This window comes from Curtobacterium sp. YR515 (genome assembly GCF_900113095.1).
GTDB lineage: Bacteria > Actinomycetota > Actinomycetes > Actinomycetales > Microbacteriaceae > Curtobacterium.
Genome location: NZ_FOOD01000004.1, coordinates 582,968 through 608,206, shown reverse-complemented (window position 1 = coordinate 608,206; position 25,239 = coordinate 582,968). Strand labels below are relative to the sequence as shown.

25 protein-coding genes are annotated in these 25,239 nt (G+C 72.7%); 16 read left to right on the top strand and 9 right to left on the bottom strand.

Features of this window, described 5'->3' with window-relative positions; genetic code table 11:
• From BM028_RS18585 to BM028_RS14195, 3 genes are all read left to right on the top strand, one after another.
• The coding region (locus BM028_RS18585) for a hypothetical protein (protein ID WP_092387254.1) at window positions 1–556 on the top strand (556 nt) is incomplete at its 5' end.
• A gap of 27 nt (window positions 557–583) precedes the next feature.
• A complete protein-coding gene (aqpZ, locus tag BM028_RS14200; RefSeq protein WP_092387252.1) occupies window positions 584–1,396 on the top strand; it encodes an aquaporin Z in 813 nt (270 codons plus the stop codon).
• Between the two features lie 98 nt (window positions 1,397–1,494).
• Window positions 1,495–2,034 (top strand): DoxX family protein, encoded by a 540-nt coding sequence (locus BM028_RS14195; RefSeq protein WP_092387250.1) that lies wholly within the window; start codon window positions 1,495–1,497, stop codon window positions 2,032–2,034.
• A gap of 71 nt (window positions 2,035–2,105) precedes the next feature.
• On the opposite strand, the gene BM028_RS14190 is transcribed toward BM028_RS14195, so the two are convergent.
• Complete coding sequence (locus BM028_RS14190) at window positions 2,106–3,686, bottom strand: Na+/H+ antiporter (protein WP_092387342.1); 1,581 nt, start codon at window positions 3,684–3,686, stop codon at window positions 2,106–2,108.
• 131 nt (window positions 3,687–3,817) lie between these two features.
• On the bottom strand, window positions 3,818–4,627 hold the full coding sequence (locus tag BM028_RS14185) for a DUF427 domain-containing protein (RefSeq protein WP_092387248.1): 810 nt from the start codon (window positions 4,625–4,627) through the stop codon (window positions 3,818–3,820).
• A 136-nt stretch (window positions 4,628–4,763) separates the two neighbouring features.
• Here BM028_RS14185 and BM028_RS14180 point away from each other — a divergent pair, with 136 nt between their 5' ends.
• From BM028_RS14180 to BM028_RS14145, 8 genes are read left to right on the top strand one after another with little or no spacing between them, the layout of a single operon-like run.
• Window positions 4,764–5,825: an LLM class flavin-dependent oxidoreductase gene (locus BM028_RS14180; RefSeq protein ID WP_070418888.1), complete on the top strand. Its 1,062-nt coding sequence runs from the start codon at window positions 4,764–4,766 to the stop codon at window positions 5,823–5,825.
• A complete protein-coding gene (locus BM028_RS14175) occupies window positions 5,822–7,165 on the top strand; it encodes an LLM class flavin-dependent oxidoreductase (RefSeq protein WP_092387246.1) in 1,344 nt (447 codons plus the stop codon). The genes BM028_RS14180 and BM028_RS14175 overlap by 4 nt, the downstream gene beginning before the upstream one ends.
• The gene (locus BM028_RS14170; protein WP_092387244.1) at window positions 7,162–8,484 is read left to right on the top strand and encodes an NtaA/DmoA family FMN-dependent monooxygenase; all 1,323 of its coding nucleotides are present in this window, start codon (window positions 7,162–7,164) and stop codon (window positions 8,482–8,484) included. Before BM028_RS14175 ends, BM028_RS14170 begins: the two co-directional genes overlap by 4 nt.
• A 38-nt stretch (window positions 8,485–8,522) precedes the next feature.
• A complete protein-coding gene (locus BM028_RS14165) occupies window positions 8,523–10,082 on the top strand; it encodes an ABC transporter substrate-binding protein (protein ID WP_071294610.1) in 1,560 nt (519 codons plus the stop codon).
• Entirely contained in the window at window positions 10,079–11,062 is a 984-nt protein-coding gene (locus tag BM028_RS14160; protein WP_070418892.1) for an ABC transporter permease, read from the top strand. Before BM028_RS14165 ends, BM028_RS14160 begins: the two co-directional genes overlap by 4 nt.
• On the top strand, window positions 11,059–11,949 hold the full coding sequence (locus BM028_RS14155) for an ABC transporter permease (RefSeq protein ID WP_092387242.1): 891 nt from the start codon (window positions 11,059–11,061) through the stop codon (window positions 11,947–11,949). Before BM028_RS14160 ends, BM028_RS14155 begins: the two co-directional genes overlap by 4 nt.
• A complete protein-coding gene (locus BM028_RS18580) occupies window positions 11,946–13,520 on the top strand; it encodes an ATP-binding cassette domain-containing protein (RefSeq protein ID WP_175496083.1) in 1,575 nt (524 codons plus the stop codon). Before BM028_RS14155 ends, BM028_RS18580 begins: the two co-directional genes overlap by 4 nt.
• 35 nt (window positions 13,521–13,555) lie before the next feature.
• Window positions 13,556–14,326: an SDR family oxidoreductase gene (locus tag BM028_RS14145; protein ID WP_092387240.1), complete on the top strand. Its 771-nt coding sequence runs from the start codon at window positions 13,556–13,558 to the stop codon at window positions 14,324–14,326.
• An 11-nt stretch (window positions 14,327–14,337) separates the two neighbouring features.
• Here the strand turns inward: BM028_RS14145 and BM028_RS14140 are convergent, their stop codons facing one another.
• From BM028_RS14140 to BM028_RS14110, 7 genes are all read right to left on the bottom strand, one after another.
• On the bottom strand, window positions 14,338–15,480 hold the full coding sequence (locus BM028_RS14140) for a DUF475 domain-containing protein (protein WP_070418894.1): 1,143 nt from the start codon (window positions 15,478–15,480) through the stop codon (window positions 14,338–14,340).
• A 163-nt stretch (window positions 15,481–15,643) separates the two neighbouring features.
• Window positions 15,644–17,203 carry a helix-turn-helix domain-containing protein gene (locus BM028_RS14135; RefSeq protein ID WP_070418895.1) on the bottom strand — a complete coding sequence of 520 codons (1,560 nt, stop codon included), beginning with the start codon at window positions 17,201–17,203 and terminating at the stop codon, window positions 15,644–15,646.
• A gap of 56 nt (window positions 17,204–17,259) precedes the next feature.
• Window positions 17,260–18,300, bottom strand: a complete 1,041-nt coding sequence (locus BM028_RS14130; RefSeq protein WP_092387238.1) for a hypothetical protein — start codon at window positions 18,298–18,300, stop codon at window positions 17,260–17,262.
• Between the two features lie 28 nt (window positions 18,301–18,328).
• Window positions 18,329–19,126, bottom strand: coding sequence for an anti-sigma factor (locus tag BM028_RS14125; RefSeq protein WP_092387236.1), 798 nt, complete (start codon window positions 19,124–19,126; stop codon window positions 18,329–18,331).
• On the bottom strand, window positions 19,123–19,668 hold the full coding sequence (locus BM028_RS14120) for an RNA polymerase sigma factor (RefSeq protein ID WP_229086573.1): 546 nt from the start codon (window positions 19,666–19,668) through the stop codon (window positions 19,123–19,125). The genes BM028_RS14125 and BM028_RS14120 overlap by 4 nt, the downstream gene beginning before the upstream one ends.
• Before the next feature lie 68 nt (window positions 19,669–19,736).
• Entirely contained in the window at window positions 19,737–20,399 is a 663-nt protein-coding gene (locus tag BM028_RS14115; RefSeq protein WP_092387232.1) for a class F sortase, read from the bottom strand.
• A 2-nt stretch (window positions 20,400–20,401) separates the two neighbouring features.
• Window positions 20,402–21,262 carry a DUF4397 domain-containing protein gene (locus tag BM028_RS14110; protein ID WP_092387230.1) on the bottom strand — a complete coding sequence of 287 codons (861 nt, stop codon included), beginning with the start codon at window positions 21,260–21,262 and terminating at the stop codon, window positions 20,402–20,404.
• A gap of 230 nt (window positions 21,263–21,492) precedes the next feature.
• Between BM028_RS14110 and BM028_RS14105 the strand changes: the two genes are divergently transcribed.
• The 5 genes from BM028_RS14105 to fliN all read left to right on the top strand — a co-directional run bounded on the left by BM028_RS14105 (window position 21,493) and on the right by fliN (window position 25,238).
• Window positions 21,493–21,798: a flagellar FlbD family protein gene (locus tag BM028_RS14105; protein ID WP_070418899.1), complete on the top strand. Its 306-nt coding sequence runs from the start codon at window positions 21,493–21,495 to the stop codon at window positions 21,796–21,798.
• Window position 21,799: 1 nt separating this feature from the next.
• Window positions 21,800–22,630 carry a motility protein A gene (locus BM028_RS14100; RefSeq protein ID WP_071294618.1) on the top strand — a complete coding sequence of 277 codons (831 nt, stop codon included), beginning with the start codon at window positions 21,800–21,802 and terminating at the stop codon, window positions 22,628–22,630.
• Between the two features lie 2 nt (window positions 22,631–22,632).
• On the top strand, window positions 22,633–23,562 hold the full coding sequence (locus tag BM028_RS14095; protein ID WP_071294619.1) for an OmpA/MotB family protein: 930 nt from the start codon (window positions 22,633–22,635) through the stop codon (window positions 23,560–23,562).
• 84 nt (window positions 23,563–23,646) lie between these two features.
• A complete protein-coding gene (locus BM028_RS14090) occupies window positions 23,647–24,525 on the top strand; it encodes a flagellar motor switch protein FliM (protein WP_083403170.1) in 879 nt (292 codons plus the stop codon).
• Entirely contained in the window at window positions 24,522–25,238 is a 717-nt protein-coding gene (gene fliN / locus BM028_RS14085; RefSeq protein ID WP_092387228.1) for a flagellar motor switch protein FliN, read from the top strand. The genes BM028_RS14090 and fliN overlap by 4 nt, the downstream gene beginning before the upstream one ends.
• Window position 25,239: the final 1 nt, after the last annotated feature.

Genomic DNA, 25,239 nt, shown 5'->3' with positions numbered 1-25,239 from the left:
GAGCAACCGGACCCTGAACCGGATCATCCTGTTCGTCCTCGGCCTCGTCGCGGTCATCGTCGGCATCACCATCGGCGCGGGCGTCCTGCCCGCCGTCCGCGACGCCGTCGAACCCTACGTGACGCTCCCGAACCGGCTGAGCGTGCCGTCGTCGTCGCTGTGGATCATCGTCGCGGTCTGCGCCGTGGTGATCGTGCTGGCGTTGGTGTGGGTGTTCACCCGCGGTGGTGGCGGCACGTCCGTCGCCGTCCGGGAACGCTCCGGCGACGACCAGGTCACCGTCAACGTCGCCCTCGTCCGCGACGTCGTCGACCACGAACTCGACGGCGTCCGCGACGTCATCAGCGCCCGCGTCGACACGTACCTCGTCCGCCGGCAACGCGCCGCACGCATCCGCGTCGCGGTCCGCCGTGGTGGTGACGCCGTCACCGTCCTCACCGCCGTCGACCAGGCCATCACCGTCCTGGACCGCACCCTCGGCCGGCAGATCCCCGTCCTCGTCCACCTCACCGGCGGCACCCGCTCCACCCTCGCCAAATCCACCCGCGTCCACTGACAGCCGTACCGAACGGAGAACACCACGATGGCGAACCGCAACCACGACCGCGCCGCGGACGAACCCGTCAGCGAGTCCACGTCCGAGCAGCGACGCGAGGACGCGGCCGCCTGGTCGCCGGTGGCCCGGTACGCGTCCGAGCTGTTCGGCACGTTCCTGCTCGTGCTCGGCGGCGTCGGCACCGCGCTGTTCGCCGCGAACGTCCCGAGTGCCACGGACAACCAGCAGGGCGTCGGCTACCTCGGCGTGGCCCTCGCGTTCGGTCTCACGCTCGTGGCCGGGATCTCGGCCGTCGGGCACATCTCCGGCGGCCACTTCAACCCCGCGGTCACGCTCGGTCTGCTCGCCGCGGGCCGCACCGATGCCCGCCACGTCGCCGGCTACATCGTTGCCCAGATCGTCGGTGGGCTCGCCGCGACGAGCATCATCGCCGCGGTGCTCTCCGGCAAGCCGGGGGCCTTCGCGGCCGCTCGTGACGGGGGCTTCGCCTCGAACGGGTACGGATCGGCGAGCCCCGGCGGGTACGGCCTCGGGTCGGTGTTCCTCGCCGAGGCGGTCCTGACCGGTGTCTTCATCGCCGTCATCCTCTCGATCACCGCCAAGCGGGAGTACCAGGCCGTCGCGCCGATCGGCATCGGGCTCACCCTGACGCTGATCCACCTTGTGAGCATCCCGATCAGCAACACCAGCGTGAACCCGGCGCGCTCGATCGCCGCGGCCGTCTACGGCGGGGCGACACCGCTCGCGCAGCTCTGGGTCTTCATCGTCGCCCCGATCGTCGGTGCCGTCGTCGCCGGTGTCATCGTCCGTGTGAGCGGTCGACGCCAGCTCACCAGCTGACGACCACCGCATCGCGGGACGCCCCGCCGGTCCACACCGGACCGGCGGGGCGTACGTTCTGCGACACCGCTACCGACCACCGACCACCGGGAAAACGCATGAGCGCACGCACCACGACCGCTTCCGTCACCGCCAAGACCCTGCTCCGCATCGCCCTCGGCGCCGTCCTCGTGTCGCACGGCTCCCAGAAGCTCTTCGGCGCGTTCGGCGGCGGCGGCATCGAGGGCACCGCCCAGGGCATGCACCAGATGGGGTTCCGACCCGGCCGCCGCAACGCCGTCCTGGCCGGGATCGGCGAGGCCGGCTCCGGTGCCGCCCTCGCGCTCGGCCTGGCCACCCCGATCGCCGGTGCGGGTGCCGCGACGACCATGGGTGTCGCCTCGAGCGTGCACACTCCGAACGGCTTCTTCAACGCCGACGGCGGGTTCGAGTTCCCGGCGTTCCTCGGCTTCTCGGCGGCGATGTTCGCCCTCGGCGGCCCCGGTCCGGTGTCCCTCGACCACGCGTCCGGCCACGTCTTCGACCGTCCGTGGCTGCGGGGACTCGCCCTCGCGGCGGTCCCGGTGGCGATCGCGGTCCAGGTCGCGCAGCGTCGGAAGGCGCTCGCCTCGGAACCGGCGGCTGCCGACGAGTCGTAGGACGTGACGGACGGGAGGCGCGGTGCCAGCCGGCACCGCGCCTCCCGTCCGGGTACTCGCCGGCGAGACCGTCAGGTCGTGGTGACCCCGCTCAACCGCGCCTCCTCCGCGTCGTACCCCGACCGCACCTGCCGCAGCACGAGGTCGTCGATCTCGTCGGCGTCCCGCAACCGCAGGAGCGTCGCGGCCTTGTGTCGGACCAGCGCGAGCTCGAGGGCGACCGCGGTGTCGTGCCGTTGCAGGGCCGGGTGGTCGTCGTCCTCTTCCTCACGGGCCTGGATGACGTCGAGGTGCGCCTCGTAGTCCTTCCGCACCCGCTCCACGGTCGCACGGTCCGCGCCGGTCGAGCGGGCCAGGCGGGGGAGTGCGTCGAGCGCCTCCTCGATCGCGGTGCGCTCGGCGTAGCGGCGCTCCTCGCCGACCGATTCGTCCTCGGGCAGAGCCGCTCGGCGCAGGACGGCCGGCAGCACCAGGGCCTGCCCGACGATCGTGACGACGACGACCCCGGCGGTGACGAAGACGATGAGGTCCCGGTCGGGGAAGGCCGCGCCGGACTCGAGGGTCCGGGGCACGGCGACGGCCATCGCGAGCGACACCGCCCCGCGGAACCCGGCGAAACCGCTGACGAGCCGGTCCCGGTGGCCCTCGCGCGGTGCTCCGCCGGACCGTCGGGTGACGAGCCACACCGTGCCGCCGGCAGCGTTGAGGAACGCGAACCGTACGAGCACGAGGGCGATCGACACGGCGGCGATCACGCCGGTGGCGCGCAGGAGCTCGGCGGGCTCCAGTGCCCGGGCGGCGACCATCGCCTCGATGCCGACGAGCACGAACAACGCGCCGTTCAGCAGGAACGTCAGGAAGGACCAGAACGCGCGGACCTGCTGACGGGTCTCGGCGCGGTCGAGCTTCGGACCGACCTGGCTCACCACGATGCCGGCGGCCACGACTGCGAGGACGCCGGAGGCCCCGATCGCCTCGGCACCGAGGAACGCGACGAACGGCACGAGGAGCGTCACCAGGTTCTCGAGGACGACCGTGTCGACGCGCCGGAGCACCTGCGTGCCGAGCCACGCCGCGACCAGCCCGGCTGCCACGCCGCCGAGGTAGGACAGCGCGAGCATGCCCGAGACACCCCAGAACGTGAGCTCCTGCGTGCCGACCGTGACCGCGACGGCGATCCCGTAGACCACGAGCGTGGTGCCGTCGTTGACGAGGCTCTCGGCACGCAGCACCGTGACGTTCCGGCGCGGCAGCATCTTCGTGAGCACCCCGACGGCCGTGGCGTCCGTCGGTGCCACGGCGGCACCGAGCACCCAGGCCGGACCCCACGGCATGCCGAGCAGGTGGAGCAGGACGGCGACGGCCCCGGCCGTGACCACGACGAGCAGCGTGCCCATCAGGACGATGCCGCGCAGGTTCTTCCGGATCTCGCGCAGGGACGTCGTCAGGCTCTCCCAGTACAGCAGCGCCGGCAGGAAGAGCAGCAGGACGGCGTCGGCGGGGAGCTGCACACCCGCGAACTCGGGCACGAGGGCGAGCAGCGCGCCGAAGACGAGCAGCAGCACCGGCGGGGCGACCCGGATGCGGTCGGCGATGCCCGCCGTCAGGGCGATGGCGAGGCCGAGCACGACCACCAGTTCAGGTCCCAGCACACGCACTCCTCGATCGACCGACACCCCAGTCAACGCGGTGGGCGCTGACAGCGCACACGTGCGCCGGGCGGTGGTCGCGACCAGTGCCGGACGGGAGGCGCGGGTCGGGCCCGACCCGTGCCTCCCGTCCGTCAGACGCGCAGGTCCACTGCGGACGACGCGCGGACGCCGTCCACCTCGACGACCACCCGCTCACCCCAGAACGCGACGCGGTCGCGGACGGCGACCACCGCGGGGAAGGGGTCCGGGTAGGACCACGCGACGTCCTCGACGGTGCCGTCCGCGCGCCGGACTCCCCAGTACGCGGTGGCGTGGCCCTTGTACGGGCACTCGCTGACGGTGTCGGTGGCGACGAGCTCGTCGAACCGGACGTCCTCGCGGGGCAGGTACCAGCGCGTGGGCAGGCCGGTCTCGTACACGGCGACGGGCGAACGGGAGTCGGCGAGCACCCGGTCGCCGTCGCGGACCACGACGTGCCGGCTGCTCGGCAGCGCGTCCACCCGGTTGTGCGGGTCACGGGGGTGGGTGATGACGCGCTCGTCCTCCTCGTACCAGGCGTCCAGGACCCCCGGGGTCCACGAGACGCCGAGCCACCCGTCGAGGCCGTCGTCGTCCCACGACCAGGCGACGTGCGGGACGACCCGGTCGGGGAGCCGGAGGTGGTACCAGCGTCGGGCCGGTCGGACCGGGCGCCAGGACCGACCCGGTGCGGGTGCGTCGTCCGCCGGCGACAGGAGGTCGGTGCGGACGTCGGCTCGCGGGATCCCGTACTCGGGGACCTTGTGGCCGGCCTCCCACACGAGGATCGGCGCACGGGTGTCGACGACCGTCAGGCCGTCGACGACGGCGCGGACCCAGCGGCTGCTCGGCTCCCACGTGAGGTGGTCCGGCAGGGCGGGGTGACGACGGCGGAGGGTGTCGGATTCGGCGGGCTGCGGCACGGGGCGATCATGCTCCTCGGACGCGGTCCGTGCGCACTCCTACGTTGTGTGACGTCGCGCAACGCTCCGTTACGTCGCCGCTCGTGGACCGTCGGTGGTGCGTGTTTGCATCACTCCACTGACGAGGGAGTGTTCCATGACGCACGTCGAACGGGCCGCCCGCGTGGCCTCGGTGCCACTGCGGATCGCGGTGTTCTCGCACGGGACGGAAGCGCCGCCGGCGAGCCGGGCGTACCGCGACGAGCTGGACCTGTTCGCCGCCGCGGAACGACTCGGGTACGAGAGCGCGTGGGTCCGTCAGTTCCACTTCCGACACGACGACGACCCGACCCGCGGCGGGCTGCCGTCACCGTTCGTCTTCTTCGCCGCCCTCGCCGAGCGCACCTCGACCCTGCGGCTCGGACTCGGTGCGGTGACGCTCCCGCACGAGGACCCGGTCCGCGTCGCCGAGGACGCCGCGGTGCTCGACGCGCTCAGCGACGGCCGGGTCGAGCTCGGCGTCGCGAACGGCGGCGGCCCGGAGACCCTCGACGTCTTCGCGCCGGACCTCGCCCACGCCGAGCACGAGGCACGTCGGGCGGCCTTCGACGCCCAGCTCGACACGCTGCTCGGTGCGCTCCGCGGGGAGCCGCTCGGGACCGGCACGGCCCGACTGAACCCGGACGGCAGCGCACTGCTGGACCGGCTCTGGGACGCCACCCTCACCGCCGGCAGCGCTGCGATCGCCGCCACCCGGGGACACGGGGTCCTGGTCGGCACCACCCAGACGGTACCGGCCGAGGTCACCGCCGCCGCCTACCTCGACGCGCTGCCCGACGGCGCGGTGCCGCGGGTGGCGCTCTCCACCGCGATCTACCCGGCCCGTGACCGTGCCACGGCGCTGCGCGAGGCCCGTGCCGGCATCGAGGCGAAGTACGCGTGGGGCGAGTCGTTCCTGCCCCCGGCGTCGACCCTGGCCGAGAAGGCCGCGTCGCTGAACCTGCACTACGGCACCGCCGAGGACATCGCCGAGTCGATCCTGTCGAAGCCGTACTCCCGGTACGCCACGCAGCTCAACGTGCAGGTCGAGCACGGCTACGCCGACCAGGAGCGTCGGCGCGAGGCCCTCGCGCTGTTCGCGGAGGACGTCGCGCCGCGCATCGGGGCGACGGTGGGGCCGGTCGCACCGGCACGGACACGAGAGGCGGTGACGGCATGACGCGCGACGGCGGCCTCGTGCTGGGCGGGATGGTCTTCTACCCGGGCGGTGAACACGTCACGAGCTGGCGGCTGCCCGGCAGCGAACCGGAGCAGTACCTCGACGTGGAGTACTACGTCCGGTTCGCCCAGACGCTCGAGCGCGGCGGGTTCGCGACGCTCTTCATCGCCGACGAGCTCTACGTCTGGGACCGGTTCGACTCGGGCATCGACCACGTCGTGAACATCCGCACCGAGCCCTTCACGCTGCTCGGCGCGCTCTCGCAGCGGACCGAGCACATCGGACTCGCCGCCACGGTGTCGACGACGTACAACGAGCCGTACCACGTCGCCCGGAAGCTCGCCTCGCTCGACCACCTCAGCGAGGGCCGCGCCGCGTGGAACCTCGTCACGAGCGCCTCCGACGAAGAGGCGTGGAACTTCGGGCGCGACGCCAACCTCGACCACGCGGTGCGCTACCGGCGCGGGGCCGAGTTCGTCGACGTCGTGCAGGGACTCTGGGACAGCTGGGACGACGACGCCTTCCTGCACGACAAGCAGTCCGGGTACTTCGCCAAGCGCGAGGGCCTGCACGTCCTCGACCACCAGGGGGAGTTCTTCCGAGTGCGGGGACCCCTCAACATCGCCCGTCCGCCCCAGGCGCACCCGGTGCTGTTCCAGGCCGGCGCGTCCGAGGCCGGCCGAGCGCTGGCGGGGGCGAAGGCCGAGGGCGTGTTCACGCTCTGGCAGGACGAGCTCGCCGACGCGCAGGCGCTGTACGCGGACTACAAGCGCCGAGCCGTCGACAACGGCCGCGACCCGTCGTCGATGCTCATCCTGCCGGCCGTGTCGCCCGTCATCGGCGACACCGAGGCGGACGCGCTGCGCCAGCTCGACGAGATCGAGGAGCTCACGCCGGACCGCGTCTCGCTCGACCTGCTCTCGCACTACCTGCAGACCGACCTGTCCGACCGGCCGCTCGACGCGCCGTTCGAGCACGTCTTCGACGAGTCGTCGATCACCCAGTCGAAGTCGGTGTGCGAGTCGATCCGACGCATCGCCGCGGACGCCACGACGCTGCGCGAGGTCTACCGGACGATCCTGCGGCGCCGGTTCCTGCCCGGAACACCCGAGCAGATCGCGGACTGGCTGACCGAGCGCTACGAGCAGGACGCCGCGGACGGCTTCATGCTCGCGTTCTCGTCGATCCCGGTGAGCGTGGACCGGTTCGTCGACCAGGTGGTGCCGGAGCTCGAACGCCGCGGCGTGTACGACCGCGCGTACCGCGGGGACACCCTGCGCGAGCACCTCGGGCTGGCGCGACCGGCGAGCACGCTCCGGACGGCGGAGGTCTCGGCATGAGCGACCGGATCCTGCTCGGTGCGTTCGCCTTCCACCCCGGCGGCGCGCACGTCACCGGCTGGCGGCACCCGTCGTCGCGGCCGGCCGAGCACCTGACGATCGGCCACCACCGCCACATCGCGCAGAGCGCCGAGCGCGGGTTCTTCGACACGCTGTTCCTGGCGGACGGCCTGTACTTCTGGGACCGGTACCCGTCGGGCGTCGACCACTACGGCGCGCTCCGCCCGGAGCCGTTCACCCTGCTCGCGGCGCTGTCCCAGGTGACCAGCCGCATCGGACTCGCGGCGACGGTCTCGACCACCTACAACGAGCCGTACCACGTGGCGCGGACGATCGCCTCCCTCGACCACATCAGCCGGGGCCGCGCGGCGTGGAACCTCGTCACGAGCCGCTACGACGAAGAGGCCCGGAACTTCGGCGGCGACGCGCACATCGACCACTCCCGCCGGTACGAGCGCGGCCGCGAGTTCGTCGACGTCGTCCACGGTCTGCTCGACAGCTGGGACGACGACGCGATCCGTGCGGACGCCGCGTCCGGGATCTTCGCCGACCGGGACGGGCTGCACCGGCTCGACCACGACGGGGAGTTCTTCCGGGTGCGCGGTCCGCTCAACATCGCCCGGCCGCCGCAGGGCCACCCGCTGCTGTTCCAGGCCGGCGGCTCCGAGTCCGGCCTCGAGCTCGCCGCCGACACCGCGGACGCCGTGTTCACGCGGGGTGGGTCCGCGGCCGACGTCCGTCGGTTCGTCGACGACTTGCGCGCCCGGGCGGTCCGGCACGGTCGCGCTGCCGACGCCGTGAAGATCATGCCCTCGGTCATGCCGGTCGTGGGGGAGACCGCCGCCGACGCCCGGGCCGAGGCGGACGCGATCCTGGCGCTCACCCCGGATGCGCTCATCCTCGAGGACGTGTCGCACCAGCTCGGCCAGGACCTGTCCGGGCGCGACGTCGACGTGCCGTTCGACTACGCCGAGGAGTTCGACACCTCGAACGAGACCCGGTCGCCGAAGCCCGCGGTCGAGCGCCTGCTCGCGGACGGGCCGGCGACGCCCCGCGACGTCTACTCGTGGTCGTACCGGCGGAGCCTGCTCACCGGCACCGGGCCGGAGATCGCCGACCGGCTCGAGGAACTCGCGGACGACGGCGGAGCGGACGGCTTCATCGTGCAGTTCCCGTACCTGCCGGGTGGCATCGACCGCTTCGTCGACCACGTCGTGCCCGAGCTGCAGCGCCGCGGCCGGACCGCCACCACGTACGACGACCTCACCCTGCGCGAGCGGTTCGGACACCCCCGCGTGCCCGACCGCGCGCACCGCTGACCGCACGACCCCCTGCACCCCGAACCCAGGAGCCAACCATGACCGTCGACCTCACGTCGCGGCGGCGTCGCCTCAAGCGCCTCGCCCTCGCGGCCACCGCGTCCGCCCTCGCCCTCACCCTCGCCGCGTGCTCGTCCGGCGGCGAGGCCTCGTCCGGCTCGTCGGACGCCGGCACCTACACGCTCGGCCTCCAGGAGCCCGACAGCACCATCAACCCCCTCACCACGTCCGACTACAACGCGATGTTCATCGTCGGGCTGGCATCCGAGGGACTCCTCAGCCAGGACGCGCAGGGCAAGCTCGAGGGCCGGCTCGCCGACTCCTGGAAGGCCTCGTCCGATGGCCGCACCTGGACCGTCACCCTGCGCGACGGCCTGAAGTTCTCGGACGGCGCCGCCCTCACGAGCAAGGACGTCGTCGCGACGTTCGACTCGATCATCGGCACGGACAGCCAGTCGCCCGGCAAGTCGAGCTTCGAGGGCATCCTCGGGTCCGTCGCCGCGGACGGCGACTCCGCCGTGGAGTTCACGCTCGACAAGCCCTACGCCGACTTCCCGTACCTGCTCACCGGCTCGAACACGACGATCCAGCCCGCCGGCTTCACGGCGTCGACGAACTGGGCGAAGCAGCCCGTCGGTGCCGGCCAGTTCGTGCTGTCGAAGTACTCCGCCGGCCAGGGCGCGACGTTCACGAAGAACCCCGACTACTGGGACGCGAAGGACGTCGACCTCGAGAAGGTCGACGTGAAGTTCTACGCCGACGACCAGGCACAGCTGCTGGCCTTCCAGAGCGGCGAGATCGACCAGATCGCGTCGAGCCCCACCGCGACCTCGACGCTGCAGGCCTCCGACTACAACGAGACCAAGCCGTACTACAACAAGTTCGACGGCATCTTCCTCGACGTGACCAAGGCGCCGTTCGACGACCCGGACGTCCGCGAGGCGTTCGCCCTGGCGCTCGACCGGAAGGAGATCGTCAAGACGGTCTACGGCGGGAACGCCGAGGTCGGCAACGACACCACGTTCTTCCCGAGTTCCGCGATCCAGCCGAAGGGCCTCGAGCAGCGGTCGCAGGACGCGGCGAAGGTGCGGGAGCTCCTCGGCGGCAAGACCGTGTCGTTCGAGATCACCACGCTCGACGCCGAGAAGGCGCTCGCCCAGGTGGTGCAGCAGCAGCTCGAGGCCGTCGGCGGGTTCGACGTCACGCTCAAGGTCCTCACGAGCGCGCAGTACTACGCCGACGGGGCCGACACGCCGTGGCTCAACGCCCCGGTGACGATCACGAACTGGGCGCAGCGACTGCCGGCCCAGTACGTCGACCTGATCTACCGGTCCGGCGCCGCCTGGAACGCGTCGAAGTACTCGAACCCGGAGCTCGAGACCCTCGTCGACCAGTACGAGTCGACCACGTCGGAGTCCGAGCGGCAGGACCTCGCCGACCGGATCGCGACGATCGAGTGGACGGATCTGCCGGTGATCGTGCCGGCGTTCGCGTCGAGCAGCATCCTGCTGCAGAAGCGCGTGACGGGGACCTTCCGGTCCGGGCAGGACTTCCCGGGCGGGTTCGACTTCCGCGGGATCGGGGTCACCTCGTCATGAGCACCGCGCGCCGTCGTCGTCTGCTGTCCCTCGTCGGCCAGCGGGTCGTCCAGATCCCGCTCGTCCTGGTCGTGGTCTCGATCCTCACGTTCTGGCTGGTCCAGGTCGTCCCGGGGGACCCCGGTCGGAACGCGCTCGGGCAGTACGCGACGGCGGCGCAGGTGCAGGCCTGGAACGTCGACCACGGACTCGACGGCTCCCTCGTGAGCCGGTACCTGCACTGGATCGGCGGGTTCGTGACCGGCGACTGGGGCACGAGCTTCGTGTACTCCGAGCCGGTGCGGGACCTGGTGCTCGGACGGCTCGGCAACTCGCTCCTGCTGGGCGCGTACGCCTTCGTGATCATGGTGCCGGTCGCCCTCGTGCTCGGCGCCGTGCAGGCCTACCGACAGGGGCGCAGGTCGGACCGTGCCGTGACGGTGGGCCTGCTGACCGTCTCCGCGATCCCGGAGTTCGTGGTCGGGATCGTCCTGCTGCTGGTCTTCGCGGTCTGGCTCCGCGTCGTGCCCGTGCAGGCGTCCGGGGCGCTCGACGCGGGGTTCGGCGAGCGGCTCCGGGTGCTCACCCTGCCGGCGGTCGTGCTGGCCCTGGCGTACCTCGCCGTCCTGACCCGGATGGTGCGGGCCGGCGTCATCGAGACGATCCGGTCGCAGTTCCACCGGACCGCGGTGCTGAAGGGGCTGACGACCGGTCAGATCGTCCGGCGGCACGTCGTCCGCAACGCGCTCATCCCGACGTTCTCGGTGCTCGGGATCTACCTCGGCACCCTGCTCGGCGGGAGCGTGATCGTCGAGACGCTCTTCTCGTACCCGGGGCTCGGCGCGCTGCTCGTGTCGGCCGCCGAGCGGAAGGACGCGCTCCTGCTCGAGAGCGGCGTGATGCTCGCCGGAGCGCTGTCCCTCGGCGCGCTGCTGCTCACCGACCTCCTGTTCGTCGTGGTGGACCCCCGGATCCGGTTCGAACGGCGGGTCACCGCATGACCGCCGTCGTCCCCGGAGCCCTCGCCACCGACGCCCCGGTCGCCACCGGGCCGGAGCAGACCGCCGGGTCGCGCCGTGCCCGCCGTGGCTGGCGCGCGCTGCTGGGTCGCCCGACCTTCCTCGTCTCGGTCGCGGTCCTCGTCTGGTGGGTCGTCCTCGCCGTCGGGTGGCACGCGCTCGGGTTGCAGCCGTTCGCGAAGACCGGCGAACTCCTGCAGGCGCCGAGTGCGGCGCACTGGTTCGGCACCGACTCGCTCGGGCGCGACGTCTTCGCCCGGGTCGCGGCCGGAGCCCGCCCGGCGCTCGTGATCGGCCCGTTCGGTGCCGCGCTCGCGACCGTCCTCGGGGGCACGCTCGGGCTCGTCGCGGGCTTCCACCGCGGCTGGGTCGACACCGCCCTGATGCGGTTCTTCGACGTGCTCCTCGCGCTGCCGAGCCTCATCTTCCTGGTGGTGCTCGTGGGGGCGTTCGGCGTCTCGACGCCGGCGCTCGTGCTCATCGTCGGCGTGCTGTTCGCACCGGGCATCGCGCGCATCGTCCGCGCCGCGGTGCTCGTCGAGATGGGCAAGTCCTACGTGCAGGCGGCCCGGCTCCAGGGCGAGAGCGCGCTCCGGGCGATGCTCACCGAGCTCCTGCCGAACGTCGTCGGGGTGTTCGTCGTGCAGGCCGTCCTGAGCCTCGGTGCCGCCATCTTCATCACCGCGTCGCTGTCCTTCCTCGGCCTCGGGTCGCAACCTCCGGCCGCCGACTGGGGCCTCGACATCAACGCGAACCGCGCCTACCTGCAGGCCGCCTGGTGGACGGTCGTCTTCCCGGGCGTCGCCGTGGCGTCGATCGTCGTCGCCGCGAACCTCATCGCGGACAACCTCAAGGAGGTCACCGAGTGAGCGAACCGCTGGTCCGGGTCGAGGGACTCACCGTCGCGTACCGCGGTGTCAGGGTCGTCGACGGGGTGTCGTTCACGATCGAGGCGGGCGGGTCGTACGGCCTCGTCGGCGAGTCCGGCTCCGGCAAGAGCACGGTGGCGGGGACCCTCACCGCCTCGCTCGGTCCGGATGCCGACGTCTCGGCGGCGGCGATCGTCGTCGACGGTTCGGACGTCCCCACGCTCCGCCGCGAACGGCTCCGGCGCTTCCGGCGTGACGTGGTCGCGGTCGTGCACCAGGAGCCGGGCCTCGCGCTGAACCCGACGATGCCCGTCGGCCGTCAGGTCGCCGAGGTGCTCCGCGCCACCGGGTCCGGGCGGGCCGAGGCCGAGTCCGGCACGGTCGAGGCGTTCGCCCGCGTCGGCCTGCCCGACCCGGACACGATCGGCGTCCGGTACCCGCACGAGCTGTCCGGCGGGCAACAGCAGCGCGTCGCGATCGCGATGGCCCTGGTCTCCCGGCCGCGGCTGCTCGTGCTCGACGAGCCCACGACCGGCCTCGACAGCACCGTCGAGGCGGGGATCATGGCGCTGATCGACGAACTGCGCGAGGAGACCGGCTTCGCCACGCTCCTCATCAGCCACAACCTGCCGCTGGTCGCCGCGCACTGCGAGCGGGTCGGTGTCCTCCGGCACGGCGTGCTCGTCGAGGAGGGGTCCGCCCGAACGGTGCTCGGTGCGCCGTCCGAGCCGTACACGGTGCAGCTCGTCGAGGCGCTGCCGGACATCACCGCGGGCAAGGCCGCACGCGGCACCACGGAGGACGACGTGCTCGTGTCGGTCCGCGGCCTCCGCAAGGAGTACGACGGTGCGGTCGCCCTCGACGGCATCGACCTCGACCTGCACCGGGGCGAGGTCCTCGGCGTCGTCGGGGAGTCCGGCTCCGGCAAGACCACGTTCGGACGTGCCCTCGCCGGACTCGTCCGGTACGACGGCACGGTGACCACGGCCGCCTCCGCCCCGGGCGACGGCCCCGGGCGACGGACCCCGCCCGTCCAGGTCGTGTTCCAGAACGCCGACGCGTCGCTCAACCCGAGGCGGACCGTCCGGCAGGTGCTCGGCCGGGCGATCCGACTGCTCGGTGGCGAGGGCAGCGCCGAAGACCTCGCCGCCCGCGTCGGGCTCGACGCCGCGGTCCTCGACCGCCGGCCGGCGCAGCTCTCCGGCGGACAGAAGCAGCGCGTCGCCATCGCCCGGGCCTTCGCCGGTCCCGTCCCGCTGGTCGTGTGCGACGAGCCCACCTCGGCGCTCGACGTGTCCGTGCAGGCGCGGATCCTCGACCTCGTCCTCGACCTGCAGCGCACCACCGGGACGACGTGCGTCTTCGTGTCGCACGACCTCGCGGTGGTGCGTCGCGTCGCCGACCGGATCGCGGTCTTCGACGCCGGGCGGATCGTCGACGTCGGTCCGGCCGAGCAGCTGTTCGACGCGGGACGGCACCCGCGCACCCGGGAGCTGGTCGCGGCCGCGTTCGACCTCCGTCGGCGAGCGGGCCTGGTCGCGTCGGTGCCCGACGGGGCGGTCGACGCATGACACACGGGCGCGGACGTCCGCGGTAGCGTGCCGCCATGAGCGACGACACGATCCCCGCCCGCGCGCGTGACACCCGCATCGCCGTCGTGACCGGCGGCGGCAGCGGGATCGGCCGCTCCGCCGCACTCGCGCTGGCGGGCGACGGGTGGACGGTCGTGGTCGCCGGACGGCGGCGTGGCCCGCTCGACGAGGTCGCGGCCGTCTCGGAGCGCATCGTGCCGGTCGTCGCCGACGTCTCGGTCGAGGCGGACGTCCGACGGCTCTTCGACGAGACCGTCGCGCGGTTCGGCCGACTCGACCTCCTGTTCAACAACGCCGGCACCGGGGCGCCGGCGACGCAGTTCGACGAGATCACGCTCGACACCTGGGACGAGGTGTTGGCCGTGACCCTCACGGGTTCGTTCCTCTGCGCCCGCGAGGCGTTCCGGATCATGCGGACCCAGACACCGCAGGGCGGCCGCATCATCAACAACGGCTCGATCTCCGCGCACGCACCGCGTCCGCTCTCCGCGCCCTACACGGTCGCCAAGCACGCGGTGGCCGGCCTGACCAAGCAGCTCCAGCTCGACGGTCGGGCGTTCGGCATCGCCTGCGGGCAGCTCGACATCGGCAACGCCGCCACCACGATGGGGTCGGGCGCGGCGGACGGGACGATGCAGGCGGACGGCTCGATCCGCCCCGAACCGACGATGGACGTCGCCGAGACGGGCCGGGCGGTGGCCTACATGGCCGGGATGCCGGCCGGAACCAACGTGCCGAACCTGACGGTCATGCCGACCGCCATGCCGTTCGTCGGTCGCGGCTGACACCGGACCGTTCAGCCCCGCGCGGCGCGCGCCCCACCGGGCAACGACCGCCGCGCCCGGCGCCACCACGCACCCCACGGCAGCGAGGTCGCGAGCGCCAGGCCGATCACGACGCTGCCGAACCACCCGACGACGACGCCGGGGATCGGCACGAGCAGGCTCGTCCACAGCAGCACCGCGAGGATGCCCAGCACGTACGCCGCCCCCGCCTTGAGGTACCGGAGCCGCTTCAGCCCCGACGCCTCGTCGAGCCGCGAGGTCAGGCGCGCGAGGAACACCGCCCCGACCCCGATCGCGGCGATCGCCACGGCCGCCTGTTCGAGCGCCCCGAGCCCGTCACCGCCGAGCACACCGGAGCCGGACAGGCTGTAGACCCCGTCGAGGATCTCGAACAGCATGAACACCACGAGCCCGCGTTCGAAGACGACCGTCGAGGCGTAGGCGTGGATCCGCCAGGCGCCGCTCCCGGTCCCGATCGACGCCGTGTCGGTCCCGTCCGTGCTCCGGAGCGCCCACGCCGCGATCCGCTTCGAGCCGAGGTACGCGCCGATGCCGATCGTCCCGCCGAGGACCACCGGCAGCAGCGTCGGCGGGGACCACCCGGCGTCGACCCCCACGAGCACCGAGGTCAGCAGCACCCCGGTGCCGGCGGTGACCAGCGACCAGACGCGAGGGCGGGCGACCCGGGCGAGCCGCGCCTCCAGTCGGCCCAGCCAGGACCGACGCGACGCGCGGTCCGTGTTGAAGAGGTACTCGGCGAACACGAGCCAGATGAACGCGGCGCCGAAGGCGGCGAGGGCCGGCCGCACCTCGGCGAGGTGCGCCGAGAACGAGCCCGGTGCGAACACGGCCTCGCCCACCGAGCTCGCCGGGTCGGTCGCGTCGCCGACCGCCACCGCGGCCGGTGGGAGCAGCAGCCGCATCGCGAGGACACCAGCGACGATGCCGAGCGACAGGAACAGCCGCCGTGCGGGGGAGTGCAGGCGCGACGCGATGCCGGCCATCGGGACCGACGAGTCGGCCGCCATCGCGATCTCGAGCAGTGCGAGCGCGACGAACGCGAGCGCGGCGGCCGGACCGAGCACGAACCACGCCAGGGCGGCGGCTGCGACGGTGGTGAGCAGGGGGACGGTCAGGAGCGATCTCGTGGCCATCAGCCCATCCAGCACCGTCGGCCTGGGTGGGCAGTGGAGCGCTCCTGGGCATCGGCCTGGAGGAACGGCTCGGTTCACCCGGGACGGGTGACGGCCCGTCCCCACTTGCGGGGACGGGCCGTCGGGTCACGTCGGCAGGCGGCCGGGTGCGGCCTCCGGTGCGTCAGTCGTGGAACGTCTCGATGGACGCGCCGAGCGAGTTGAGCCGTTCCTGCAGCTGCTCGTAGCCGCGGGCGATGATGCCGACGTTGCGCAGGACGCTCTCGCCCTTGGCCGCGAGCATCGCCAGCAGGATGACCACGGCGGGGCGGAGGGCCGGCGGGCAGCTGACCTCGGCACCCGAGAAGTGCGTCGGGCCGGTCACGTCGAGCCGGTGCGGGTCGCGCAGGGTCACGCTCGCGCCCAGGCGGGTGAGGTCGAGCAGGTGGATCGCGCGGCCCTCGTAGACCCAGTCGTGCACGAGCGTGGTGCCCTCCGCCATCGCGGCGATGACCACGAAGAACGGCAGGTTGTCGATGTTCAGGCCGGGGAACGGCATCGCGTGGATCTTGTCGATCGGCGCGTGCAGCTCGGACGGGTGCACCGTGATGTCGACCAGGCGGGTGCGGCCGTTCGCGGCGGGGTACTCGTCGGTGACGTCGAAGCGCAGGCCCATCTCGGCCAGGGTCGCGAGTTCGATCTCGAGGAACTCGATCGGTGCGCGCGTGACGGTGAGCGTGGAGTCGGTGACGATGCCGGCGGTCAGCAGGCTCATCGCCTCGACCGGGTCCTCGCTCGGCCAGTAGTCCACGACCTCGTCGATGCGGCTCTTGCCGGTGATCCGGAGCGTGGTGGTGCCGATGCCCTCGATCTCCACCCCGAGGAGCTCGAGGAAGAAGCAGAGGTCCTGCACCATGTAGTTCGGGCTGGCGTTGCGGATGACGGTCTCGCCGTCGCGGGCGGCCGCGGCCAGGATCGCGTTCTCGGTGACGGTGTCGCCGCGCTCGGTGAGGACGACCGACTTCGTCGGGACCTCGGTGTTCGCCACGTCGACCTCGTACCAGCCCGACGTCGCCTCGACGTCGACGCCGAACGGGCGCAGGGCGATGAGGTGCGGCTCGACCGTGCGGGTGCCGAGGTCGCAGCCGCCGGCGTACGGCAGACGGAAGGACTCGTACCGGCCGCTGAGCGGACCGAGGAACATGAGGACGCTGCGGGTCCGGCGGGCGGCATCGGCGTCGATCGCGTCGAGACGGAGGTCGGACGGGGCGACGATCTCGAGGGTCTCGCCGTCCTCGGACCAGGTGACCGTCGCACCGAGGCTGCGGAGCACGTCGATGATGCGGTCGACCTCGACGATGCGCGCGACCTTGTGCAGTCGGGTCACGCCACGGTTCAGCAGCGAGGCGCACAGGAGCGCCACGGCGGCGTTCTTGCTCGAGTTCACCGCGATCGAGCCGCTGAGCTTGCGGCCGCCCTGCACGCGGAGGTGGGCACGCTGCGGGGCGCCGCCGATCGAGACGATCTGCTGGTCGAGGGCGTCGCTGATGCGGGTGAGCATCTCGAGGGACAGGTTCTGCCCGCCCTGCTCGATGCGGTTGATGGCACTCTGGCTCGTGCCGACGCGTTCGGCGAGCTGGGCCTGGGTCATGCTGCGACCCTTGCGGGCGCCCCGGATGAGGGCGCCGACCTCGCGGAGCGGGGCCGGGGTGGTCGGGGGAGCGACGATGGTGGTGTCGGTCATGAGGGGCACGCTAACACGCTCATGAGATAAATCGCGGGGGACAACGCCCAGGCTTCTCAGGATCGGGTCGGGAATACACCGTCTGTGAGAACTTCGTCGTCACCTGTCGTCCAGCGGAGCCCGTCGCCGTCGAACGTCCAGACGGTCGCGGCGTCGTCGTCGACCACCGGTTGCGGGTCGCGCAGCCACACGGTGGTGTCCGGCGTCCACCCGGCGATGACGCTCGCGGTGTCGGGGTCGACCGGGATCGCGGTGCCGGCTGCGCGGAGCCACGCGCGGACGGTCACGTGGACGGCGTCGTGGGTCTCGGCGAGCGCGGACCAGTCCGGTGTCAGCCACCGTCCGTCGCGGCCGGTGGTGCGGTACCAGTCGTGCCGGCGCGTCGTGTCGCTCACGTCGACGGACCACCGGCGGCAGAGCGCACCCCAGTCCTCCGCGGAGTCGACCACCAGGACGCGGACGTCCGGTGTCGGGTGGATCGGCGCGACGGTGGCACGCTCCCAGCCGAGCCCGTCCTCCACCGCCCAGAGCCCGATCGGGCCGAGGGTCCCGACGGCGGCGGTGGTGGTGACGAGCTCGGACGGTGGTGTCGACCACCAGGAGCCGCTCACGTTCGCCGCGGCCGGGCGACGACGATCGCGGGGCCGCACGGCGGCCACCTCGGTCGTCAGTGCGCGGTGCCACGCAGTGAGGCTCCGGGCTGCTGCTCCCGGACCGGTGCCGCGGTCGGGGTGCCGCCCGTGCTCGCCGTCGAAGACCGTGCTCCACTGCGTCACCGCTCCGGGCGGTTCGACGACGGCGGTCACCGCGGGGAGGGACGCCCAGGTGCTCGCGAGCCGGGCGAGCGCCGGGGCGAAGTCGGACCGGGCGAGCAGGACGTCGGTCGCGTCCGGCTCCTGCCAGGACATCGCGGTGTCGGCCGTGTCCGCGAGCGCGCGGAGGACCTGCGTGGTGTCGATCGACCGCGGGTCGACCGTGTCGATGACCACCTCGAGTGCGTGGGCGACCGCGGACGACTCGTCGGCCGCGTGTCCGAGGAGCTCGAAGCAGAAGCGTCGGCCTCGGGGGCCCACGAGCAGGTCCTCGGGGGTGATCACGGCGTCAGGCTACTGCGCACGCCCTCGGTCAGGGGCGTGCGAGCCGGCCGCGCACGATCGAGTCGCCCGAGTGCGCCGGGTCGCCGTCGTCCGCCTCGGCCGAGACGTCGACGACCGGGAAGCGTGCGGTGTCCATGCCCGACGGGACCGTGAACCGCCCGCGGTCGCCGTCGAGGAACCCGACGCTGACGAGCCCGTCGAGGTCAGAGCGCATCATCCACACCTCGCGCAGGGCACCGGTACCCGTTCGTCCGGTCCCGCCGCGCAGGTCGACCACGAGCGAGAGCCGCCCGTCGCGGTCCCGTTCCAGCTCGGCGGTGCCACCGGCCCCGGACCATCCGGGCAGCGCGTCGAGCTCCGCCCGTGCGAGCACGGTCTCGGACGCCGAGCCGGGGAGCCCGGGCAGGGCACCCGTCGCCACGCCGATCCCGAGCACGATCGCGAACGCCCCGACGACGGCCGCGACGGTCAGGAGGACGCGCCGACGGCGGTGGACGCGGGGCCCACCGGGGGTGACCCGTCCGCGGGGGCGGGTCGTTCCTCCTGGGCGGCCCGCTCCGGAGACCGCGACCGGTGCGGGTGACTCCGCCGGGAGGTCGCGCGGCGGACCGTCCCGGACCTCGGCGGCGATGCGGTCCCAGACCGCCTCCGGGGGCGCGTCGAGCCGGACGTGGGAGGACGACCGCGTCACGGCGGCGACGCGCTGCAGGTCCGCGACCTCGTCGCGGCACCGGGCGCAGGCCGCGAGGTGCTCCGTCACGGCGTCGTCGGCCACGACACCGGAGACCGCGAGCATGGCGAGCGTCTCGTCGTCGACGTGCTTCATTCGATCACCTCGAGACGTGTTCGGAGCCGAGCCAGACTTCGGTGGATGTGACTCTTGACGGTCCCGAGGGGGAGTCCGAGCCGTTCGGCGATCTCACGATGGCTCAGCTCGTCGTAGAACGCCAAGCGCATGACCCGGCGTGGCACGTCGTCCAAGCGGTCGAGCTCGCCCGCGACCAGTGCGCGTTCGGCCAGGTCGAACTCGGACTCCGGTGCCGCCGCGGTCTCCTCGACGACGGTCGGGTCGGTGGTCCTGGCGTGCCGTGTCCGTTCCGCGAAGGCGTCCGCGATGCAGTTCCGGGTGATCCCGACGAGCCAGGCGCCGAGCGGGGCCCGCCCCGGGTCGTAGCTGGCACTCCGGCGCCAGGCCTTCACGAAGACCTGTTGCGTCACGTCCTCGGCCGCCGACTGGTCGCCCAGCGCGCGGAGCGCCAACGAGTAGACGAGCGGGGACCACCGGTCGTAGACGGCGCGCAGGGCGTCCTCGCTCCCGGCGCTGAACGCGTCGGAGAGCTCGCTGTCGTCCGGGAGGGTGGTCGTCACTGGATCCTGTCGCTGGCGTGGTCGTCGTCGACCGTGACCCGATCGTACGGCGGACGTGCTCGGTCCGGTCAGGCGGGCGTGGCGCTGATGATGAGGTTGCTCTCGTAGTGGTGGGTGGCCTCGTCGAACACGCCGCCGCATGAGACCAGGACGAGCCGTCGCGGTCCGTCGGTCCGGAAGACCGAGGCCCACGGGAGGCCGCGTTTGGCGACGAGGGCGACCGAGTCGATCCGCCACCGGGTCCGGTCACCGGCCGTGTCGGTCAGGGTGACGGTCGTGCCGGCGGGGACGTCCCGGAGGTGGGCGAACGGTCCGACGCCGTAGCCGACGGCGTCGACGTGGGCGGCGATCACGACGGTCCCCGTGGTCGACGCCGGTGCAGCGCCGTACCGGTACCAGCCGGCGACGGCCGGATCGGGCGGCAGGGACATCCCGCCCCGGTCGTCGACGCCCTCGGGACGGACCTCGGCCCGCACCCCGGCCCAGTCGACGGCGATCCGGGACGGAGCGGCGACCCGGACGGCCGGCGGGACCGTGGCGCGGACCTGCGGCACCGCGGTCGAGAACGCCGACGGCACCGGGGTCGGCGTCGACGACGGACCGGTGACGATCGCGGTCGAGGGGTGCCCGTCGGGGGTGGGGGAGCCGCCCGACGAGCACCCGGTCAGGATGGTCGCGGCCACCGCGGCGACGACGAGCGCCGCCGCGGTGGTCCGGACCGGGGACGGCACGGTCAGTGACCCGAGTCCTGCCGCTGGTCCCCGGTCACGGTGCGGCGGCGCCGGAGCACCACCGCGCCGATCGCGACCGCAGCCGCGAGGGCTGCTGCCGTCCCGCCGACGATCCCGGCGGTGTCGGTCCGGTTCGTCGCGACGAGTCCGGCGTTGCCAGCCGGGACGCCGTTCGGCGTACCGCCGAGGTCCGAGATCGTCTGGGTGGCGAGGGCGAGGTTGCCGTCGTCGAGGCTGCCCCAGGCGTACACGATCGTGTCGGCTCCGGCGGTGACCGGGACGTCGGCCGGACCGATCACCGGGTCGGTCGTGCCGGTGGCGGCGACGGATGCCGAGACGGTTCCGGCGGGGAGCTCGAGTGCCTGCTCGTCCGGGTTCGACAGGTTGCTGACGACGGCCTCGCCACCGGCGAGGACGTCCACCGCCGGTGCGGCCGCGACGTGCCGGACGATCAGACGGCCCTGTCCGGCCGGGGTCGCCGAGACGTCGTTCGTGAAGAGCGTGGCGGTGGGCTTCCCACTGGTGTCGTCGTGCGCGACGGCGGTGTAGTTCCCGCCGGCGTCGAGCGTGACGTCCACGGGGCCGATGACCGGCTCCGACGCATCGGCTGCGTCCGAGGCGGTGATCGCGAGCTGGTGGGCGCCCGCCGGGACCATCATCGGGCCGGCGAGGGTCCCCGGCGTGAAGTCGTCGAGGGCGCGCTTCCCGTCCAGGTAGACGTCGACCGTGACGTCCGGGACGGCGTGCAGGACGGAGAGCGTCGCGTCCCCGGTGGCGGCGGAGGCGGTGGCCGCCGGGACCGCGGCCGCAGCGGCGGCGAGCAGCACACCGGCGGCGAGGCCGGTGGCGAGTGTCTTGCGCATGTCGGGTCTCCTTCTGGCCCCTTCGGGCCGGTACGGACGACGTCGTCGTCGACGTCACACCGGCACTACCGGCGGACGGGGCCGATCGGATGCACCCGATCCGGAATCCGACCGTGCCGGTCACGCCTAACGACCGGCCCCGGCCCGCCGATAGTCCTCGGTGCAGCCCACGGACGGGCAGCATCCCGCCCCACGGACGGCGGCGGGACGATCGAGAACCAGGACGGGCCATGATCGTCGTCACACGACTCAACGGCAGCGGATTCGCTGTCAACCCCGATCTCGTGGAGCGCATCCAGGAGACGCCGGACACGACGCTCATCATGGTCGACGGCGCCAAGTACATCGTCCGCGAGTCCCTGGCCGACGTCATCGACCTGATCGCCGCGTACCGCGCACGCATCGTCGGCATGGCCTACGGCACGGACACCGCCGCGCGGAACGCCACCGGCCCGCAGCCGACGCTGGCACCGGTCGCCCCGATCCACGCCGTGTCCACCGACCGGGCACCCCGCACGCAGGACGGGGGTCGCTGACGTGGACATCGCGACGATCATCGGGATCCTGCTCGCCTTCGGCGCCCTGTTCGGCATGGTCGAGATGGAGCACGTCGAGCTGGCCGGGCTGTTCCTGCCGGCACCGATGCTGCTCGTGTTCGGCGCCACGATCGGCTGCGGCATCGCGAGCACGACCCTCAAGGACGCCATCGCCAGCTTCAAGGCCGTGCCGAAGGCGTTCACCGGCAAGGTCACCCCGCCGCAGTCGGTCATCGACGACGTGGTCGGGCTCGCCGAGACGGCCCGTGCGAACGGTCTGCTCGCGCTCGAGCAGGAGGCCGACAAGCACGACGACCCGTTCATGAAGAAGGCGCTGCAGAACATCGCGGACGGCACGGACGGCGACGAGCTGCGGATCCTGCTCGAGGACGAGATCGAGTCGAACGCCGCACCGGTCCGGTCGGCCAGCTCGTTCTTCATGGGCCTCGGCGGCTTCGCCCCCACCGTCGGCATCATCGGCACCGTGGTGTCGCTGACCCACGTCCTCGCGAACCTCGGCAAGCCCGACGAGCTCGGTCCGCTCATCGCGAGCGCGTTCGTCGCGACGCTCTGGGGCCTGCTCACCGCCAACTTCCTGTGGCTGCCGATCGGCGGGAAGCTCCGCAAGCTCGCGCAGCTCGAGGCCGACCGCCAGACGCTGCTCATGGAGGGGCTCCTCGCGGTGCAGGCCGGCAGCCAGCCGCGCCTGCTCGGCGAGCGGCTGACCGCCATGGTCCCGCCCGCGGCGCGCGGTGGGGACGCCAAGGGCGGCAAGGCGAAGGCCGGCAAGGGCAGCGACGCAGACGCCGACGACCAGCAGCTGGCGGCCTGACGATGAGCGCCAACCCCCGCGGGCGCGGTCGTGGACGGTCGAAGAAGTCGCACGACGAGGCCGAGCACCCCGACGAGCGCTGGATGGCCTCGTACATGGACATGATCACCGTGCTGATGTGCATGTTCCTCGTGCTCTTCGCGATGTCCACGGTCGACCAGCAGAAGTACATCCAGCTGAAGAACTCGCTCGCCACGGGCTTCGGTGAGGTGAAGTCGCAGAAGGTCGACACGGCGTCGGGCACGGTCGTGACGAAGGATGAGGTCAAGGACGGCTCCGGGTACTCCGTCGACAAGTCCCAGGCGGACCACTCGACCGCGTCGTCCGGCACGAAGGACACCAACGTCGACCCGGCCTCCACCGTGGTGCCGACGACCGCGACGAAGGCCGACGTCGCCGCGGCCAAGAAGGAGCTCGACGACCTGCAGGCCATCGAGCAGGCGATCAAGGCGAACCTCGCGAAGGCCGGGCAGACGTCGAACGTGCAGTTCACGGTCGACGCCCGCGGGCTCACGGTCCGGCTCGTCGGCAGCGAGACGTACTTCACCACGAACAGCGCCGACCTGTCCGACCAGGCGAAGCGGATCATGGACGCCATCGCCCCGGTCCTGAAGACCAGCGGCCACGACGTCAGTGTCGAGGGCCACGCCGACCAGCGGAACTCCACCGCGCCGTACGCGACGAACTGGGAGCTGAGCGCCGCCCGCGCGACCGGGGTGCTCCGCGACCTCGTGGAACGCGGCGGGATGCCGGCCCAGCACATCCAGAGCGTCGGGTTCGGGTCGAGCCGCCCGCTGGCGAAGGGCGGGACGGACGCCGACCTCACGCTGAACCGGCGGGTCGACATCGTGGTGCTGTCGAACCAGGACCAGGACGTCAGCGCGCTGATGCCGGCCCTGGCGAAGGCGCAGGACGGAGCACGAGCCGGCTGAGCGCACCACCGCCCGCCCCCAGAAGGAGGCACAGCCGGGGCACAGCACTGACGGGTCTTCCACAGCGGACCGATAGACGCACCCGTGACCGAGACCCTGCCAGCGCCCGAGGTGTACGACTTCGCGCGCCCGTCGACGCTCGCCCGCGAGCACGCCCGGGTCCTCGAGCTCGCCTTCGAGACCTTCGCGCGCCAGTGGGGCACCCAGCTGACGGCGAAGGTCCGCGCGGTGAGCCAGGTCACGTGCGAGCAGGTCCAGATGACGACGTACGACGAGTACGCCGCCTCGCTGCCCGCGCTCACCGGCATGGTCCTGCTCCCGATCGCGGACGTCGTCCCGAAGGGCGTGCTGCAGGTCCCGCTCGACGCCGCGCTCACCTGGGTCTCGCACGCGCTCGGCGCCTCGAAGCCGCTCCCGACGCCGGACCGGACGTTCACCCCGATCGAGCAGGCGCTCGTCCGCAAGATCGTCGAGGACGCCCTCGACGACCTCCGCTACTCGTTCGGCGGCCTGCTCGCGCACGACGTCACCGCCGGCGGCTTCCAGTTCAACTCGCAGTTCGCCCAGGCCGCCCAGAAGGGCGACCTCATGATCGTCGCCTCGTTCACGATCCGCGTGGGGGAGCGCGTCGCCCCCGGCACGCTCGCGCTGCCGGCCGACGCCGTCCTGCCGCAGCTCGGCGAGGCCGCCGCCCACGTCACCCCCGCCGACGCCCGCGCCCTGGTCGACGCGCAGCTCGCCGGCGTCCCGGTCGGCGTCAGCCTGCGGTTCGCCCCGGCGACGGTGCTGCCGTCGCAGGTCCTGCGCCTCGCCGTCGGCGACGTGCTGCCGCTGCCGCACCCGCAGCACCGCCCCCTCACCATCGCGGTCGACGGCGAGCCCGTCGGCACCGCCGCCGTCGGCGCGAACGGCTCGCGCCTCGCCGGCATCGTCGTCACCACCACATCGGAGCAGCCCGCATGACCGTCACGACCACCCTCCACACGCAGGCGGCCGAGGCACTCGCCGCGCAGCTCCCGACGGCCGCTCCGCTGGCAGCGGTGGCGGTCCCGGGAGGCGCGACCCCCGTCGCCCTCGAGGCGGCCGGTGACGCGGTGGTCGCGTCCTTCGTCGGCGGCCTGTCGGCCGACCTCGTCCTCGTGCTCACCGACCTCGAGGCCGTCGTCGCCGCGGGCGGCACCGACCACGGGATCGTCGACGTGACCGACGTGCTCCGTCCGTCCCTCGAGGCCGCCGCCGCTGTCCTCGGCGTCGGCGTCCTCGGCGACGCTCGGCGCGAGTCGGCCTCGGCGCTCCTGGCCGACCCGGACACGGTCGTGTTCGAGCTGACCGCCGGTGGCGTCCCCGGCGGCTGGTTCGCCCTGCGCGTCCGCGAGAACGGCACCGTGTCCGCACCTACCGCCGCGGCACCGACGACGAGCCTGCCCGCGGGGAACCTCGGCCGGATCAACAACGTCGAGATGACCCTGACGGTCGAGATCGGCCGCACCCGGATGTCCGTGCGCGACGTGCTCGGCATGGAGCCCGGGGCGGTCGTCGAACTCGACCGCAGCGCCGGAGCCCCGGCCGACGTCCTGCTCAACGGCCGGCTCATCGCGCACGGCGAGGTCGTCGTCGTCGACCAGGACTACGCGGTCCGGATCACGAAGATCCTCGACGTCGCCGAGAGCGTCTGAG

Coding starts and splice junctions, on each gene's coding strand:
- aqpZ (WP_092387252.1), top strand. CDS start 584: ATGGCGAACCGCAACCACGACCGCGCCGCGGACGAACCCGTCAGCGAG.
- BM028_RS14195 (WP_092387250.1), top strand. CDS start 1,495: ATGAGCGCACGCACCACGACCGCTTCCGTCACCGCCAAGACCCTGCTC.
- BM028_RS14180 (WP_070418888.1), top strand. CDS start 4,764: ATGACGCACGTCGAACGGGCCGCCCGCGTGGCCTCGGTGCCACTGCGG.
- BM028_RS14175 (WP_092387246.1), top strand. CDS start 5,822: ATGACGCGCGACGGCGGCCTCGTGCTGGGCGGGATGGTCTTCTACCCG.
- BM028_RS14170 (WP_092387244.1), top strand. CDS start 7,162: ATGAGCGACCGGATCCTGCTCGGTGCGTTCGCCTTCCACCCCGGCGGC.
- BM028_RS14165 (WP_071294610.1), top strand. CDS start 8,523: ATGACCGTCGACCTCACGTCGCGGCGGCGTCGCCTCAAGCGCCTCGCC.
- BM028_RS14160 (WP_070418892.1), top strand. CDS start 10,079: ATGAGCACCGCGCGCCGTCGTCGTCTGCTGTCCCTCGTCGGCCAGCGG.
- BM028_RS14155 (WP_092387242.1), top strand. CDS start 11,059: ATGACCGCCGTCGTCCCCGGAGCCCTCGCCACCGACGCCCCGGTCGCC.
- BM028_RS14145 (WP_092387240.1), top strand. CDS start 13,556: ATGAGCGACGACACGATCCCCGCCCGCGCGCGTGACACCCGCATCGCC.
- BM028_RS14140 (WP_070418894.1), bottom strand. CDS start 15,480: ATGGCCACGAGATCGCTCCTGACCGTCCCCCTGCTCACCACCGTCGCA.
- BM028_RS14135 (WP_070418895.1), bottom strand. CDS start 17,203: ATGACCGACACCACCATCGTCGCTCCCCCGACCACCCCGGCCCCGCTC.
- BM028_RS14125 (WP_092387236.1), bottom strand. CDS start 19,126: ATGAAGCACGTCGACGACGAGACGCTCGCCATGCTCGCGGTCTCCGGT.
- BM028_RS14110 (WP_092387230.1), bottom strand. CDS start 21,262: ATGCGCAAGACACTCGCCACCGGCCTCGCCGCCGGTGTGCTGCTCGCC.
- BM028_RS14105 (WP_070418899.1), top strand. CDS start 21,493: ATGATCGTCGTCACACGACTCAACGGCAGCGGATTCGCTGTCAACCCC.
- BM028_RS14095 (WP_071294619.1), top strand. CDS start 22,633: ATGAGCGCCAACCCCCGCGGGCGCGGTCGTGGACGGTCGAAGAAGTCG.
- fliN (WP_092387228.1), top strand. CDS start 24,522: ATGACCGTCACGACCACCCTCCACACGCAGGCGGCCGAGGCACTCGCC.